We start from the raw sequence: 16,405 nt of genomic DNA, 5'->3' as shown, positions 1-16,405 counted from the left end.
AGGCGATGCTCCGGATGCACAGTGAATTCGAGCTGATCGCCCGCTACCTGGCCCCCGCCCCGGCCCCCGCCGCGTCGGGGGTGACCCTCGGGGTGGGCGACGACTGTGCCCTGCTGGCACCCACTGCGGGCGAGCGCCTGGCGGTGAGCGTCGATACCTCGGTGGCTGGCGTGCACTTCCCCGCGGATGCCCCGCCCGAAGCCGTGGGCCACCGGGCGCTGGCGGTCAGCCTGAGCGACCTGGCCGCCATGGGGGCCCGGGGCCGCTGGTGCCTGATGTCGCTGACCCTGCCCGCGGCCGACGACGCCTGGGTGGCCGCCTTCGCGGGCGGCTTCCACGCCCTCTGCGAGGCCTGCGGCGTCAGCCTGGCGGGGGGCGACGTGACCCGCGGCGAGTTGGCCGTGGGGGTCACGGTGATGGGCGAGGTGCCACCGGCCGAGGCCCTGACCCGCGCCGGCGCCCGGCCCGGCGACTGGCTGGCCGTGACCGGCGCGCTGGGCGGGGGCGCCGGGGGCCTGCAGTGCTGGCAGGCCGGCGAGCGCGACCTCGATCACCCCCTGATCCGCCGCTACCTGCACCCCCTGCCGCGCCTGGCGGCCGGCCTGGCCCTGCGCGGCCTGGCCACCTCGGCCATCGACATCTCCGACGGCCTGCTGGCCGACCTCGGTCACCTGCGCGAGGCCTCCGGCATCGGCGCCGAGCTGTGGCCGGCCAGCCTGCCGCTGGCCGAGGGGCTGGTCGAGGCACTGGGCGTGGCCGAGGCCCGGCATGCCGCCCTGGGCGGCGGCGACGACTACGAGCTGCTGGTCAGCCTGCCCGCCGAGCGCCTCGGCGAGGCTCGCGCGAGGCTGGCGGCCCTCGAGTTGCCCCTGACGGTCATCGGCCGTGTCACCGCGGCCCCCGGGATCACCGGCGTCGAGGCCGCGGGCGTGTCCGGCTGGCAGCACTTTCCAGGAGACACGCCATGAACCGTGCCCCCCAGAGCGTCTGGCACCGCCCCGTCCACTTCCTCGCCTTCGGCTTCGGCAGCGGTGCCGTGCCCTTCGCTCCCGGCACCGTCGGGACCCTGGCGGCGATCCCCTTCTACTGGCTGATGTCCGAGCTGCCCCTGGGCTGGTACCTGATGGTGGTGGCGATCACTTTCGTGTGGGGCGTGTGGCTGTGCGAGAAGAGTTCCCGGGACCTGGGGGTCCACGACCACTCCGGCATCGTCTGGGACGAGTTCGTCGGCTACTGGCTGACCATGACCGCCGTGCCCTTCTCCTGGGAGGCCGCCCTGTGGGGGTTCGTGGTCTTCCGGGTGTTCGATGTCTTCAAGCCCTGGCCGATCCGCTGGGCGGATCGGCGGGTCGCCGGTGGCTTCGGGATCATGATCGATGACGTCCTGGCCGCCGTCTACGGTTGGAGTACCATGCACCTGTGGTTCTGGCTGCACTGAGCCGCGTCGGCGGGCCGGGACGGTAGTCGCGACAGGACGTCGCCCCTCGGGACAAGGAGTGAACGATGCGCAAGGAGCGCCTGATCGCCCCGGTGCTGGCGGTGCTGGCCCTGGCCTGGGCGGTGGCCCAGACCGTGGCGGGCCTGCTCTTCGAGCGTGAACTGGCCCGCGCCGTCGAGGACCTGCAGGCTCGGGGAGAGCTGTCGATCCGCCGCAGCGACGTCGAGCGAGGCTGGCTCGCCTCCCATGGGGTGCTGCACCTGTCGCCGCTGTTCGGTGATGCCTGGCACGTCGATGTCGTCTACCGCGCCCGTCATGGCGTGCTCGGTACCCGCCTGGACGGGACCCTCACGCCCCACATGGCGCCGGCGGGCGAGACCCTCTTCGGCGCCGTGGAGGCCTCGCCGCCCCGCTGGGAGGCCCGCTACCACGTCCTCTCGGGGACCTTCGACGGCGCCCTGGCGCTCTCGCCGCTGGTCTTTCATCAGCAGGGGCGAACCCTGTCCCTGCAGGGGACACGCATCGCCTTCCAGGGGGGCTTCGGCGACTGGCGGCTGCGCGCACGGCTGCCCTCGCTGCGCCTCGACGACGGCGAGGCGCAGTTGCAGGCGGGACCGGTGACCCTGGAAAGCCGCTATGCCTATACTGAAGGCGCCTATCATTTCACCCAGCAGGACCTGCTCAAGGTCGAGGGGCTGCGCTGGCGCTCGCCGGACCTGGTGCTCGAAGCCGACGAGATCAGGCTGCACAGCAAGACCCTGCTCGACGAGCGGGAGCTGCGGATCCGCAGCGAGCTGACTCTCGGTGAGGTGCGCTCCGCCGACCAGGTGCTGCTGACCGGCGGGGTGACCGCCGAGCTGTCGCGGATCGACGCCGACGCCCTGCGCGAACTGCTGGATGGGCTGCGGCGCGAGGCGGCGAGGGGCTCTGCCGATACCACAGGACGGGAAGTGCTGGCCGATCTCGCGCCGTCGCTGCGTGGCCTGCTCGCCGACTCGCCGCGGCTCGACCTCCTCGAGGCCGACCTGGACAGCCCGATGCTGGGGCTGGCCCTGGAAGGGGAGGGCACGCTGATCTTCGATGCCCGTGACCTGGCGGCGCTGGACCCGCTGGCACTGGATTCACCGGCGGAGCGGGCCGAATGGCGGACCCGCCTCGACGGCGACTTCCTGTGGCACCGGGTGCCGCCCGTGATGGCGCTGTGGCTGGGCCTGCCGCTGGACACCCGGGAACTGCAGATCGACGTGGTGCGCGGCGAGGTGCGACTCAACGGTCGGCCCCTGCCACCGGTTCTCGAACGCCTGCTATGACTTGAAGTTCGGCCTCGGTGCCCGCATCCCGGAGACATCACCGGGCGACATGTCCCGTCCCTTCAGGATTGAGGTACGCATGAGCGAAGACGATCAGCGCTTTGAACAGGGTGGCCTGGACTGGATCCAGGCCGAGACCGAGGACGACAACGAGCCCGGGCTCGATGAGGGGGGCGGTCACGCGGTGGTGCCGGCCAGCGACACGCTGCCCGAGCGGGTCTACCTGCTGCCGATCCACAATCGCCCCTTCTTTCCCGCCCAGGTGCAGCCGCTGGTGATCAACCGCGAGCGCTGGGAGGAGACCATCCGCCGGGTCGGCAACACGCCGCACCAGATGGTGGGGCTGGCCTTCGTCGGCGAGGCCGGGGTCGACGAACTCGGCTATGACGACTTCCCGGAAGTCGGCACCGCCGTCAAGGTGCACAAGCTGCAGGGCGAGGACGCCCAGCTGCAGTTCATCGCCCAGGGCATGCGGCGCTTCCGCATCCAGCGCTGGCTCTCCCGGAAGCCGCCCTACCTGGTGGAGGTGAGCTATCCCCGCGAGCCGGTGGACGCCGAGGACGACGAGACCCGGGCCTACGCCATGGCGCTGATCAACGGCATCAAGGAGCTGTTGCCGATCAACCCGCTCTACGGCGAGGAGCTCAAGCACTATCTCAACCGCTTCAGCCCCCACGAACCGGGGCCGCTGACCGACTTCGCCGCGGCCATCACCTCGGCCAAGGGCCCCGAGCTGCAGGACGTGCTGGCGACCCTGTCGGTCATGGAGCGCATGCAGAAGGTGCTGCCGCTGCTGCGCAAGGAGATCGACGTCGCCCAGCTGCAGAGCGAGATCAGCGAGCAGGTCAATGCCCAGATGCAGGAGCGCCAGCGGGAGTTCTTCCTGCGCGAGCAGCTCAAGGTCATCCAGCGCGAGCTGGGCATCTCCAAGGACGACCGCGAGAACGACGTCGACACCTTCCGTGCCCGCCTCGAGGACAAGGTCGTGCCGGAGCGGGTCATGGAACGCATCGACGACGAGCTCGACAAGCTCTCGGTGCTGGAGACCGGCTCGCCGGAGTATGGCACCACCCGCCACTACCTGGACTGGTTGACCGCCTTGCCCTGGGGAGTGACCAGCGACGACCAGCTCGACCTGGCCCATGCCCGGAAGATCCTCGACCGCGACCATGACGGTCTCAAGGACGTCAAGGAGCGCATCGTCGAGTTCCTCGCCGAAGGCACCTTCAAGGGGGACGTCGGCGGCTCCATCCTGCTGCTGGTGGGGCCGCCGGGCGTCGGCAAGACCTCGGTGGGGCGTTCCATCGCCGAGGCCCTGGGCCGCCAGTTCTACCGCTTCTCGGTGGGCGGCATGCGCGACGAGGCCGAGATCAAGGGCCACCGCCGCACCTATGTCGGGGCCATGCCGGGCAAGCTGGTCCAGGCCATCAAGGAGGTGGACGTCGAGAACCCGGTGATCATGCTCGACGAGATCGACAAGATGGGCCAGTCCTTCCAGGGCGACCCGGCCTCGGCGCTGCTCGAGGTGCTCGACCCGGAGCAGAACGTCGACTTCCTCGATCACTACCTGGACGTGCGGCTGGACCTGTCCAAGGTGCTCTTCGTGTGCACCGCCAACACCCTGGACTCGATTCCCCCGGCACTGATCGACCGCATGGAGCAGATCCGCCTCTCCGGCTACATCGCCGAGGAGAAGATGGCCATCGCCAAGCACCACCTGTGGCCCAAGCTGCTCGAGCGCGACCGCATCCCCAGGAAGCGCATCAACCTCACCGAGGCGGCGCTGCGCCAGGTCATCGAGGGCTATGCCCGGGAGGCCGGGGTGCGCCAGCTCGAGAAGCAGCTGCACCGCATCGTGCGCAAGGCCGCGGTCAAGCTGCTGGAGAACGGCCAGCAGGCGGTCAAGGTCTCGGTGAAGAACCTGGAGGACTTCCTCGGCGCGCCCACCTTCCGCAAGGAGAAGGTGATGAAGGGCGAGGGCGTGGTCACCGGCCTGGCCTGGACGGCCATGGGCGGGGCGACCCTGTCGGTGGAGGCCGGCAGGGTCCATTCCCTGGAACGCGGCTTCAAGCTCACCGGCCAGCTGGGCGAGGTCATGAAGGAGTCGGCCAACATCGCCTACAGCTTCGTGCAGGGACACCTCGGCGAGTATGGCGCCGATGCGGACTTCTTCGACTCGGTCTTCGTGCACCTGCACGTGCCGGAGGGGGCGACGCCCAAGGACGGCCCCTCCGCCGGGGTGACCATGACCACCGCGCTGCTGTCGCTGGCCAAGCACCGGGCCATCGACCGGCCCCTGGCCATGACCGGCGAGCTGACCCTGACCGGCCAGGTACTGCCGGTGGGCGGCATCCGCGAGAAGGTCATCGCCGCCCGGCGCAGCGAGATCTTCGAGGTGATCCTGCCCGAGGCCAACCGGCGCGACTACGAGGAGTTGCCCGACTACCTCAAGGAGGGCATGACCGTGCATTTCGCCGGGCGCTATCGGGACGTGGCGAAGGTGGTGTTCGGTTAGCGAGGAGTGAGGAGTGAGGGGATGAAGTCGCCGTAGGGTGGGTAAGCGAGCCTGCGAGCGCACCCGACAGACCAGGTCGATAGCGTCTCCGCCACGCCGGATGCGCCTTCGGCTTATCCGACCTACAGGCTTGTCGACGGATCAGCCCCGAGCGATACCCGCTATCTGCGGTAGCGCTGGGTAGGGCGAGGTGTGATCTCCCTGTTGCGTGGGGTCGAGGCACTGGCTCCCTGCCCGGGGGCATGACAGAATCGGGCGCACTGGACACCAAGGATCGCCCGGGCCCGACCCAGGGCGGCATGCAGCATCTCAAGAGGACACCATGCCCGAGTATCGCTCCCGCACCACCACCGCCGGCCGCAACATGGCCGGTGCCCGCGCCCTGTGGCGCGCCACCGGCATGAAGGATGACGACTTCCACAAGCCGATCATCGCCGTGGCCAATTCCTTCACCCAGTTCGTGCCGGGCCATGTGCACCTCAAGGACATGGGCCAGCTGGTGGCAAGGGAGATCGAGAAGGCCGGCGGGGTGGCCAAGGAGTTCAACACCATCGCCGTGGACGACGGCATCGCCATGGGCCACGACGGCATGCTCTACTCGCTGCCCAGCCGCGACATCATCGCCGACAGCGTCGAGTACATGGTCAACGCCCACTGCGCCGACGCCCTGGTGTGCATCTCCAACTGCGACAAGATCACCCCGGGGATGCTGATGGCCGCCATGCGCCTCAACATCCCGGTGATCTTCGTCTCCGGCGGTCCCATGGAGGCGGGCAAGACCCAACTGCTCGACCACGGCCTCGACCTGGTCGATGCCATGGTGATGGCCGCCGATGACAGTGTCGACGAGGCGACCCTCAACGAGGTCGAGCGCAGCGCCTGCCCGACCTGCGGCAGCTGCTCGGGGATGTTCACCGCCAACTCCATGAACTGCCTGATGGAAGCCCTGGGCCTGGCGTTGCCCGGCAACGGCACCGTGGTGGCCACCCACGCCGATCGTCGTCGGTTGTTCGAGACCGCAGGCCACCGCATCGTCGAGCTGGCCAAGCGCTACTACGAGGGCGACGAGGCCCACCTGCTGCCGCGGGCCATCGGCGCCAAGGCGGCGTTCAAGAACGCCATGACCCTGGACATCGCCATGGGCGGCTCCACCAACACCATCCTGCACCTGCTGGCCGCGGCCCAGGAGGCGGAGATCGATTTCGACATGACCGATATCGATCGCCTGTCCCGGGAGGTGCCGCAGCTGTGCAAGGTGGCGCCCAACACCCAGAAGTACCATATCGAGGACGTCCACCGGGCCGGCGGCATCATGGCGATCCTCGGCGAACTCGATCGTGCCGGGGTGCTGGATACCCGGGTGCCGACCGTCTACGGCGATAGCCTGGCCGAGGCCCTGGAGGAGTGGGACATCATGCGCTCGCCGAGCGCCGAAGTGATGGAGTTCTACCGGGCCGGCCCCGGCGGCGTGCCCACCCAGGTGGCGTTTTCCCAGAGCGCCCGTTGGCCGAGCCTCGATGGCGACCGGGCCACGGGCTGCATCCGCGACCTCGAGCATGCCTTCTCCCGGGAAGGCGGCCTCGCCGTGCTCCAGGGCAACATCGCCCGGAACGGCTGCGTGGTGAAGACCGCCGGCGTCGACGAGTCCATCCTGGTCTTCGAGGGGCCCGCCCACGTGGTGGAGTCCCAGGACCAGGCGGTGGCGCACATCCTCGAGGGCGAGGTGAAGGAAGGCGAGGTGGTGGTCATCCGCTACGAGGGCCCCAAGGGCGGGCCGGGCATGCAGGAGATGCTGTACCCGACCTCATACCTGAAGTCCAAGGGCCTGGGCAAGGCCTGTGCGCTGCTCACCGACGGGCGTTTCTCCGGCGGTACCTCGGGGCTGTCCATCGGTCACGTCTCGCCGGAGGCCGCCGCGGGCGGGGCCATCGGCCTGGTGGAGAGCGGCGACATCATTCGCATCGACATCCCGGGCCGGGCCATCGACGTCAAGCTCTCCGACGAGGAGCTCGAACGGCGCCGCCAGGCCCAGGAGGCCCGCGGCCGTGAGGCCTGGAAGCCGAGCATCCAGCGTGACCGCAAGGTCTCGGCGGCGCTCAAGGCCTATGCGCTGCTGGCCACTTCCGCCGACAAGGGCGCGGTGCGCGACCTGACCAAGCTCGATTGATACACACAGCCGCCCCCGTTCACCGGGGCGGATGATTCGCTTCGCTTCAGTTGGGAAGTCGCCTAGATGAAGACCCAGACCCTCAACGTCGGCCTGATCGGCTTCGGCATGGCCGGCAGGACCTTTCACGCCCCCCTGATCCAGGCCGCCCCGGGGCTCGAGCTCTCCGCCATCGTCTCCAGCGACACGGACGGGGTGCAGGCGGCCTATCCGGAGGTGACGGCCCACGCCAAGGCGACGTCGCTGTTCACCGATCGTGACATCGACCTGGTGGTGATCGCCACGCCGAACGAGACCCACTTCCCGCTGGCCAAGGCGGCCCTGGCCAAGGGCAAGCACGTGGTGCTCGACAAGCCCTTCGCGGTCTCCCTGGCCGAGGCCCGGCAACTCAAGTCCCAGGCCGACAATGCGGATCGGCTGCTCAGCGTCTTCCACAATCGCCGCTGGGACAGTGACTTCCTGACCCTGAAGGCGCTGCTCGATGAGGAGCGCCTGGGGCGGGTGGTCGAGGTGGAGTCGCGTTTCGATCGTTTCCGGCCCGAGGTGCCCGATCGCTGGCGGGAACAGCATCGTCCCGGCAGCGGCATCTGGTACGACCTGGGGCCGCACCTGCTGGATCAGGCCAGGGCGCTGTTCGGCATGCCCCGTGCGATCCTGCTGGAGCTGGCCTCGCTGCGTGACGGCGCCGAGATCGATGACGACTTCCTGGCGGTGCTGGAGTATGACCGACTGCGCGTGACCCTCAGGGCCAGCGCCCTGGTGGCCGAGCCCACGCCGCGTCTGCGGGTGAATGGCACCCGGGGAAGCTTCGTCAAGTACGGCCTCGATCCCCAGGAGGCCTGGCTCAAGGAGGGCGAGAGCCCCCAGCCGGCCTGGGGGGTCGACCCATCCCCGGGACGCCTGACCGTGAACGAGGGGGAGGGCGACGAGGTGGTGCTCGTCCATCACGAGGTCGAGGGCGTCCCCGGCGACTACCGGGCCTACTATGACGGCATTGCCCGGACCCTGCTGCGGGGCACGCCGCCGCCGGTCACCGCCGAGGAGGCGCTGGAGGTGATGACCCTGCTCGAGGCCGGCCTGGACAGCTACCGTCAGGGGCGTTGGGTCAAGCTCAAGGAGGGGGGCAGCCTGCCGCGCCGGCTCCACGCCAAGGGGTAGCGGTGGCATGTCGCCCGGCCCCTGCCGATCCGGGGGCGGGCGGTTCCTTACCAGAGTGTGGGTTCGCTGGCCTCGCTGCGCAGCTTGTCGCGGGCGATGAACAGCGCCGCGATGGCCCGGGCCTCGTGGAAGTCCTCCCGGGCCAGCAGGGCGGATATCTCGTCCAGGGCATGGGTCTCGACGATCAGCGGTTCGGGCTCGTCCCCCGGCAGCCGCTTGGGGTAGAGGTCGCTAGCCAGCATCACCTGCATGCGATGGCGCATGTAGTTGGGCGCCAGGGTCAGCTCCACCAGCGGCTCGATGCGATGGGCCCCGAAGCCGCATTCCTCCATCAGCTCGCGGTTGGCCGCGGTGACGAGGTCCTCCCCCGGGTCCACCAGCCCCTTGGGCAGCGTCAGGGCATAGTCCTCGACCCCCGCGGCATACTCGCGGATCAGCAGCACGTGCTCCGGGTCGGGCATGGCCACGATCATCACCGCCCCGAGGCCCCGGCCGGTGCCGCCCAGTCGCTCGAAGGTGCGCTCGGCGCCGTTCGAGAATCGCAGCTCCATCTCCTCGACATGGAACAGCCGGCTGCGGGCGACGCTGCGCCGGGCCAGGACGTGGGGCTTGGAGGGATGGTGGTCGGACATGGCGTCTCCGGTCGGGCAGCGGAATGCGAGCATGGCGTCGATTGGTTACACTATCACGTCTTCCCCCTTCGTAGACGTCACTGGCCTGCCCTGACGAGGAGCCAAGATGATCGATTGGCGCGCCATCGACACCGTCCTGCTGGACATGGACGGCACCCTGCTGGACCTGCATTTCGACAGCCACTTCTGGCTGGAGCACCTGCCGCGTCGCTATGTGGAACTGCACCGCCTCGACGAGGCCACCCAGGAGGAGCTCCGCGCGCGGATCCTTCGCGAGCAGGGCACCCTCAACTGGTACAGCCTGGCCTACTGGAGCCGTGAACTGGGCGTCGATATCCTGGCGCTCAAGCGAGAGGTGCAGCACCTGATCGGCCTGCGCAGCGACGCCCTGGACTTCCTGCGCTGGCTCAAGCGGGCTCACCCGCGGGTGGTGCTGGCGACCAATGCCGACCGCGAGAGCCTGGCCCTGAAGCTGCCGCTGACCGGCCTCGAGGACTTCGTCGATGCCATCGTCTCCTCGGCCGACCTGGGCGTGCCCAAGGAGGCCCAGGAGTTCTGGTTCGCCCTCCAGGAGGTGGAGCCCTTCGATCCGATCCGCACACTGTTCATCGACGACAATCCGGCGGTGCTGGAGAGCGCCCGGGAGTTCGGTATCCGTCATCTGCTGGGCATCAAGCAGCCCGACAGCCGGCGCCCCGAGAAGGAACTCGAGGAGTTCATCGCCCTCGAGCGTTTCGCCGCCATCCTGCCCGACAACCGGCCCCCGGTCGGAGGCGAGGATGTCTAGCGTCAGGCTCGACAAGTGGCTGTGGGCGGCACGCTTCTTCAAGACCCGTCAACTGGCCAAGAAGGCCATCGAGGGGGGCAAGGTCCACTACAACGGCGCCCGCGCCAAGACCAGCAAGGCCGTCGAGGTCGGCGCGCTGATTCGCCTTCCCCAGGGCTGGGATGTCTGGGAAGTCGAGGTGCTGGCCCTCTCCGAGCAGCGCCGGGGGGCCCCCGAGGCCCGCGAGCTGTATCGCGAGACGCCGGAGAGCGAGGCCCGCCGGACCCGAGAAGCCGAGAATCGCCGCCAGGCCAACCAGGCCATGCAACACCCCCTGAAGCGCCCGGACAAGAAGCAGCGTCGCGAGATCAAGCGCTTCATGCGGGGAGATGACGCCTGAGGGGATTCCCCACTCTTGACTCCTCGCACTTCTCCCTTCACTCCTAACCCTTTGCCCCTCACTCCTTACCCAATATCAGGCAAGTATCATGAGTGACCAGATCCAGCGTTTTCTCTTCGAACGCACCAACGTCCGTGGCGAGATCGTCACCCTCGAGCAGGCCCATGCCGAGGTGATGGAGCGCCATGACTACCCGCCGGCGGTGACCCGCCAGCTGGGCGAGCTGCTGGCCGCCGTGGCCCTGCTGACCGAGACCGTCAAGCTCGACGGCACCCTGAGCATCGAGGTGCGCGGCGAGGGGCCGCTGACGATGCTGATGGCCGAGTCCAATCCGGGCGGCGAGCTGCGCGCCATCGCCCGGCTCGACGAGGAGGCGTCGCTGCCCGCCGAGGACGCCGGTTTCGCCGAACTGCTCGGCGAGGGACGGATCACCATCACCCTGGACCCCCGGGAAGGGCGACGCTACCAGGGAGTCGTCGCCCTGCATCGGGACAGCCTGGCGGGCTGCCTCGAGGACTACTTCAGCCAGTCGGAACAGCTGCCGACCCGGCTGTGGCTGGCCGACGACGGCCGGCACGCCGGCGGCCTGCTGCTGCAGCGCCTGCCCGACGAGTCGCTGAACCAGGACGACGATGCCTGGGATCGCACGGTCCAGCTGGCCGCCACCCTCACGCCCGCGGAGTTGCTCGAGGTCGATCAGCGTGAGCTGCTGCATCGCCTCTACCACGAGGAGACGGTGCGCGTCTTCGCGCCCAAGGCCCTGCGCTTCGCCTGCAGCTGCTCCCGGGAGCGGATCGCCGGCGCGCTGCTGACCCTGGGCGACGAGGAGCTGCGCGATATCCTGGCCGAGCAGGGCGGTATCGCGACCCAGTGCCATTTCTGCCATACCCGCTACGAGTTCACCGTTGCCGAGGTGGAGGCCATGCTCGACGATCCCGAGGGGCCGCCGCCGACCCTGCACTGAGCCTGGCGGTAGCGGCGAAGAGGACCATTCTTGGAGTCAATGGCGCTGATGTGGTAGTAAAATTACAAGAACGTCTGGCAACGTCATCGTTTCCCGGCGCACGGGTTTTTGTCATAATGCGCGCGTCTCATCCATGACCGGTCGCCGCCGACGAGACGGGTAACCGCATGCGGCGTGCCGGGGATGAACGACCTCTGCGTCAAGGACGCCCGGCAAACGAGAGAGAATCGGCCCCCGAGGCCCAGGAATCGACATGACCACGACTCAAGCTGCTTCCCAGGCGGCCAGCCCGCAGTCCGCCACCGCCCACGTCAACCTCTGTAGCGCCGAGCTGATCGAGCGTGCCGTGGCCAATGGCGAGGGTCGCCTGGCGGCCCAGGGCGCCCTGGTGGTGAACACCGGCCAGCGCACCGGTCGCTCCCCCAAGGACCGCTTCATCGTCGACGAGCCGTCCACCCGCGACGCCATCGACTGGGGCAGCGTCAACCAGCCGTTCGATGCCGCCCGGTTCGATGCCCTCTGGACCCGCGTCGAGGCCTACCTGACCAGCAGCGAGCACTACGTCTCCGAGCTGCACGTGGGCAGCGACCCGACCCACTACCAGCCGGTGCGTGTCAACACCGAGACGGCCTGGCACAACCTCTTCGGTCGAACCCTGTTCGTGCGTCCCGAGGTCTACAATCCCTCGGCCAAGGACGAGTGGACCATCCTCAACGCTCCCCATTTCGTCTGTGACCCGGCCCGGGACGGCACCCACTCCGACGGCTGCGTGATCCTCGACTTCGCCCAGCGTCGGGTGCTGATCGCCGGCATGCGCTACGCCGGCGAGATGAAGAAGGCCATGTTCTCGGTACAGAACTTCCTGCTGCCTGCCGCCGACGTGCTGCCCATGCACTGCAGCGCCAACGTCGGCGAGGATGGCGAGACCACCCTGTTCTTCGGCCTGTCCGGCACCGGCAAGACCACCCTGTCCGCCGACCCGTCACGCTTCCTGATCGGCGACGACGAGCATGGCTGGGGCCCGGGCACCGTCTTCAACATCGAGGGCGGCTGCTACGCCAAGTGCATCGACCTCTCCGAGAAGAACGAGCCGGTGATCTGGAACGCCATCAGGTTCGGCACCGTGCTGGAGAACGTGGTCCTCGACGAGCGTCGCGTGCCCGACTACGCCGACGACAGCCTGACCCAGAACTCCCGGGCGGCCTACCCGCTGGAGCACGTCGACAAGCGCGTCCCCGAGAACCGTGCCGGCGAGCCCAACGCCATCGTCTTCCTGACCTGCGACATGAGCGGCGTGCTGCCGCCGGTGTCGGTGCTCTCCAAGGAGGCCGCGGCCTACCACTTCCTGTCGGGCTACACCGCCAAGGTGGGCTCCACCGAGATGGGTTCCTCCAGCGGCCTGGAGGCGACCTTCTCCACCTGCTTCGGTGCGCCCTTCTTCCCGCGCCCGGCCCGCGAGTATGCCGACCTGCTGATCAAGCGCGTGGCCGCGCAGGACGCCCAGGTCTACCTGGTCAATACCGGCTGGACCGGTGGCGCCTATGGCGAGGGCGGGGCGCGTTTCTCCATCCCCACCACCCGCGCCATCATCAGCGCCATCCAGACCGGCGTGTTGCGTGACATCGAGACCCGCCATGTCGAGGGCCTCAACCTGGACGTGCCGACCGCCGTGCCGGGCGTCGACTCGCGCCTGCTCGACCCCCGCGAGACCTGGGCAGACAAGGACGCCTACGACCGCCACCTGCGTGAGCTGGCCGGCAAGTTCGTCGACAACTTCAAGAAGTTCGACGGCGTCAGCGAGGCCATCGTCAAGGCCGGGCCCCGCCCGAACTGAGACGCGTCGGGGAGAACCCCGAGGCCCGAGACCTGTCCGAGAGGGGAAAGCCGAGGCTTTCCCCTCTTTTCGGTGTCTCCGGTGTAAGGATAGCGGGGTGAACACGACACAGGGGGCACCCCGTCGACGGGAGAGCGACCATGAAGCGACGCAATTTCCTGGGACTGCTGGGGGTCGGGGGGTTGGCCGGCCTGGTGCCCGGCCTGGCCGGCGCCCGCCCCAAGCTGGACCTGGCCCCGGCCCCGGGGCTCGAGCCCCTCGAGCTGAGCGAGGCCGAATGGCGCGAGCGTCTCGGCGAGGCACGTTTCGAGATCCTGCGCGAGGATGGCACCGAGCCGGCGTTCTCCAGTCCCCTGGACAAGGAGACTCGGGACGGGGAGTACCGCTGCGCCGGTTGCGACCTCCTGCTGTTCACCAGCGCCATGAAGTACGACTCCGGCACCGGCTGGCCGAGCTTCTTCGAGCACATCGAGGGACACCTGCTCACCGAGCTGGATCTGGTCATGCTGATCCCGCGCACCGAGTATCACTGCGCCCGCTGCGGCGGCCACCAGGGGCATGTGTTCGAGGACGGGCCGCCACCCACCGGCCTGCGCTGGTGCAACAACGGCCTGGCGCTCACCTTCGTCCCCGCCTGAGGCCGCTGGGGCGGCGCAGCTTTGTGCCCGCCGGGGGCGCGTTTGTGATACCTTGTCGCGACTTCTGCCCCCTGAACGTCAAGGATTTCATGGACGCACAAGCCAAGATCATCGATCGCCTCGCCGAGGAACTCGGCGTTCGCGCCCCCCAGGTGGCGGCCACCGTGGAGCTGCTCGACGGCGGCGCCACCGTTCCCTTCATCGCCCGCTACCGCAAGGAAGTCACCGGCGGGCTGGACGACACCCAGTTGCGTACCCTCCACGAGCGCCTGGGCTACCTCCGTGAGCTGGAGGAGCGCCGCGAGTCGGTGCTGGCCAGCATCGACGAGCAGGGCAAGCTGACGCCCGAGCTGGCCAGGAGCATCCGGGCCGCCGAGACCAAGCAGCGCCTGGAAGACCTCTACCTGCCCTTCAAGAAGAAGCGCCGCACCAAGGCGCAGATCGCCCGCGAGGCCGGCCTCGAGCCGCTGGCCGAGGCGCTGCTCGCCGACCCGTCCCTGGACCCCGAGACCGAGGCGGCCGGCTATCTCCGTGCCGCGGAGGACGACATCCCGGCCATCGAGGACGCCAAGGCGGCCCTGGACGGCGCCAAGCAGATCCTCATGGAGCGCTTCGCCGAGGAGGCCGAGCTGGTCGGCCGGCTGCGCGAGCGGCTGTGGAGCGAGGGCGAACTCAGCGCCCGGGTGATCGGCGGCAAGGAGCAGGAGGGGGCCAAGTTCGCCGACTACTTCGAGCACGACGAGAAGCTCGCCAGGACCCCCTCCCACCGCGCGCTGGCCATGTTCCGCGGCCGCAACGAGGGCGTGCTGGCGCTGACCATCCGCCTGCCCGGCGAGGACGAGGTCAAGGTGCATCCGGCCCAGGTGGCGATCGCCAGGTACTTCGCCATCGAGGACCGTGGCCGGCCCGCCGACAGGTGGCTGGCCGAGGTGGTGCGCTGGACCTGGCGGGTCAAGCTCTACACCCATCTCGAGACCGAGCTGATGGGCCGGCTGCGCGAGCGCGCCGAGCTCGCGGCCATCGAGGTCTTCGCCGCCAACCTCCAGGACCTGCTGCTGGCCGCGCCGGCGGGCCCCCAGGCCACCCTGGCCATCGACCCGGGCCTGCGCACCGGCTGCAAGGTGGCGGTGGTGGATGCCACCGGCCAGTTCCTGGCCCAGTCCACCATCTATCCCCATGCGCCCCGCAACCAGTGGCGGGAATCGCTGGCCGAACTCGCCCGCCTGGTGGACAAGCATGCGGTGACGCTGATCGCCGTCGGCAACGGCACCGCCAGCCGCGAGACCGACAAGCTGGCCGGCGAGCTGGTCAAGGCCATGGCCGACAGCCGACGGCTGTCCAAGGTGATGGTCAGCGAGGCCGGCGCCTCGGTCTACTCGGCCTCGGAATACGCCGCCCGGGAGCTGCCGGAGCTGGACGTGACCATTCGTGGGGCGGTGTCCATCGCGCGGCGTCTGCAGGACCCGCTGGCCGAGCTGGTCAAGATCGAGCCCAAGTCCATCGGCGTCGGCCAGTACCAGCACGACGTCTCCCAGGTGCAGCTGTCGCGCAGCCTGGAGGCGGTGATCGAGGACTGCGTCAATGCGGTAGGGGTGGACCTCAACACCGCCTCCTCGGCGCTGCTGTCCCGGGTGGCCGGCCTCAACGCCGGGCTCGCCGAGAACATCGTCGCTCGCCGCGACGCCGAGGGCGCCTTCGTCAGTCGCCGCCAACTGCTCGACGTCAGCCGCCTCGGGCCCAAGACCTACGAGCAGTGCGCCGGCTTCCTGCGCATCATGGGCGGCGACAACCCGCTGGATGCCAGCGCCGTGCACCCCGAGGCCTACCCGCTGGTGGAGCGCATCGCCGAACGCAGCGGTCGTCCGCTGGCCGGCCTGATCGGCGACAGCGCCACCCTCAAGGCGCTCAAGCCGGCGGAGTTCGCCGACGAGCGCTTCGGCGTGCCCACCGTCAGCGATATCCTCAAGGAGCTCGACAAGCCCGGCCGGGACCCGCGTCCCGAGTTCCGCGCCGCCGAGTTCCGCGAGGGCGTCGAGACGCTCAAGGACCTGGAGCCGGGCATGGTGCTCGAGGGCAGCGTGACCAACGTCACCCACTTCGGCGCCTTCGTCGACATCGGCGTGCACCAGGACGGCCTGGTGCATATCTCGGCGCTGTCCGACACCTTCGTCGAGGACCCGCGCTCGGTGGTCAAGGCCGGCGATATCGTCAAGGTCAAGGTGATGAGCGTCGATCTCGAGCGGGCGCGCATCGGCCTGTCCATGTGTCTCCACGACCAGCCGGGCGAGCAGGACGGCGACCGGCCGCGCCGGGGCGGCGGCGAGTCCCGGGGGCGCCAGGGCAAGCCGACGCGCAAGGGCGCCGGAGGCTCGAAAGGGCAGGGTGGCCAGGGCGACGGCCAGCTCGGCGCCCTCGGGGCGGCCCTGCTCAAGGCCAGGAAGGATCGATGAGCGTCAGCAGGGCTGCGGGCTGCGGGCTGCGGGCTCGAGGCCCGAACCTCAAGCCTCGAGCTCGCACCTCGAAACTGGCGTACCTTGAATCGCCGGCTTCGGGCACCATAATCTGAGGTCTTGCGGGTGCCGT

General features: G+C 69.2%; 13 protein-coding genes. 12 read left to right on the top strand and 1 reads right to left on the bottom strand.

Features of this window, described 5'->3' with window-relative positions; all coding sequences use genetic code 11:
• Positions 1-14: 14 nt before the first annotated feature.
• The 6 genes from thiL to FHR97_RS09650 all read left to right on the top strand — a co-directional run bounded on the left by thiL (position 15) and on the right by FHR97_RS09650 (position 8,588).
• A complete protein-coding gene (gene thiL / locus FHR97_RS09675) occupies positions 15-968 on the top strand; it encodes a thiamine-phosphate kinase (protein WP_183383586.1) in 954 nt (317 codons plus the stop codon).
• A complete protein-coding gene (locus FHR97_RS09670) occupies positions 965-1,438 on the top strand; it encodes a phosphatidylglycerophosphatase A family protein (RefSeq protein ID WP_183383585.1) in 474 nt (157 codons plus the stop codon). The genes thiL and FHR97_RS09670 overlap by 4 nt, the downstream gene beginning before the upstream one ends.
• 65 nt (positions 1,439-1,503) lie before the next feature.
• Positions 1,504-2,748: a DUF945 family protein gene (locus tag FHR97_RS09665; protein ID WP_183383584.1), complete on the top strand. Its 1,245-nt coding sequence runs from the start codon at positions 1,504-1,506 to the stop codon at positions 2,746-2,748.
• A gap of 79 nt (positions 2,749-2,827) precedes the next feature.
• Positions 2,828-5,263 carry an endopeptidase La gene (lon, locus tag FHR97_RS09660; RefSeq protein WP_183383583.1) on the top strand — a complete coding sequence of 812 codons (2,436 nt, stop codon included), beginning with the start codon at positions 2,828-2,830 and terminating at the stop codon, positions 5,261-5,263.
• A 322-nt stretch (positions 5,264-5,585) separates the two neighbouring features.
• A complete protein-coding gene (gene ilvD, locus FHR97_RS09655; RefSeq protein WP_183383582.1) occupies positions 5,586-7,430 on the top strand; it encodes a dihydroxy-acid dehydratase in 1,845 nt (614 codons plus the stop codon).
• Positions 7,431-7,496: 66 nt separating this feature from the next.
• The gene (locus FHR97_RS09650) at positions 7,497-8,588 is read left to right on the top strand and encodes an oxidoreductase (protein WP_183383581.1); all 1,092 of its coding nucleotides are present in this window, start codon (positions 7,497-7,499) and stop codon (positions 8,586-8,588) included.
• Positions 8,589-8,635: 47 nt separating this feature from the next.
• On the opposite strand, the gene nudE is transcribed toward FHR97_RS09650, so the two are convergent.
• Complete coding sequence (gene nudE / locus FHR97_RS09645; RefSeq protein WP_183383580.1) at positions 8,636-9,220, bottom strand: ADP compounds hydrolase NudE; 585 nt, start codon at positions 9,218-9,220, stop codon at positions 8,636-8,638.
• A gap of 106 nt (positions 9,221-9,326) precedes the next feature.
• Here nudE and yrfG point away from each other — a divergent pair, with 106 nt between their 5' ends.
• The 6 genes from yrfG to FHR97_RS09615 all read left to right on the top strand — a co-directional run bounded on the left by yrfG (position 9,327) and on the right by FHR97_RS09615 (position 16,272).
• Positions 9,327-10,007 carry a GMP/IMP nucleotidase gene (gene yrfG / locus FHR97_RS09640; RefSeq protein WP_183383579.1) on the top strand — a complete coding sequence of 227 codons (681 nt, stop codon included), beginning with the start codon at positions 9,327-9,329 and terminating at the stop codon, positions 10,005-10,007.
• Positions 10,000-10,386 carry an RNA-binding S4 domain-containing protein gene (locus FHR97_RS09635; protein ID WP_183383578.1) on the top strand — a complete coding sequence of 129 codons (387 nt, stop codon included), beginning with the start codon at positions 10,000-10,002 and terminating at the stop codon, positions 10,384-10,386. The genes yrfG and FHR97_RS09635 overlap by 8 nt, the downstream gene beginning before the upstream one ends.
• A gap of 88 nt (positions 10,387-10,474) precedes the next feature.
• A complete protein-coding gene (gene hslO / locus FHR97_RS09630) occupies positions 10,475-11,350 on the top strand; it encodes an Hsp33 family molecular chaperone HslO (RefSeq protein WP_183383577.1) in 876 nt (291 codons plus the stop codon).
• A 253-nt stretch (positions 11,351-11,603) separates the two neighbouring features.
• The gene (locus FHR97_RS09625; RefSeq protein ID WP_183383576.1) at positions 11,604-13,184 is read left to right on the top strand and encodes a phosphoenolpyruvate carboxykinase; all 1,581 of its coding nucleotides are present in this window, start codon (positions 11,604-11,606) and stop codon (positions 13,182-13,184) included.
• Positions 13,185-13,324: 140 nt separating this feature from the next.
• The gene (gene msrB / locus FHR97_RS09620) at positions 13,325-13,822 is read left to right on the top strand and encodes a peptide-methionine (R)-S-oxide reductase MsrB (protein ID WP_183383575.1); all 498 of its coding nucleotides are present in this window, start codon (positions 13,325-13,327) and stop codon (positions 13,820-13,822) included.
• Positions 13,823-13,911: 89 nt separating this feature from the next.
• On the top strand, positions 13,912-16,272 hold the full coding sequence (locus FHR97_RS09615) for a Tex family protein (RefSeq protein WP_183383574.1): 2,361 nt from the start codon (positions 13,912-13,914) through the stop codon (positions 16,270-16,272).
• Positions 16,273-16,405 lie beyond the last annotated feature (133 nt).

It is taken from the genome of Halomonas stenophila (genome assembly GCF_014192275.1).
Lineage (GTDB): Bacteria > Pseudomonadota > Gammaproteobacteria > Pseudomonadales > Halomonadaceae > Halomonas > Halomonas stenophila.
The sequence above is the reverse complement of the archived record's forward strand: the minus strand, read 5'-3'. Positions and strand labels throughout refer to the sequence as shown.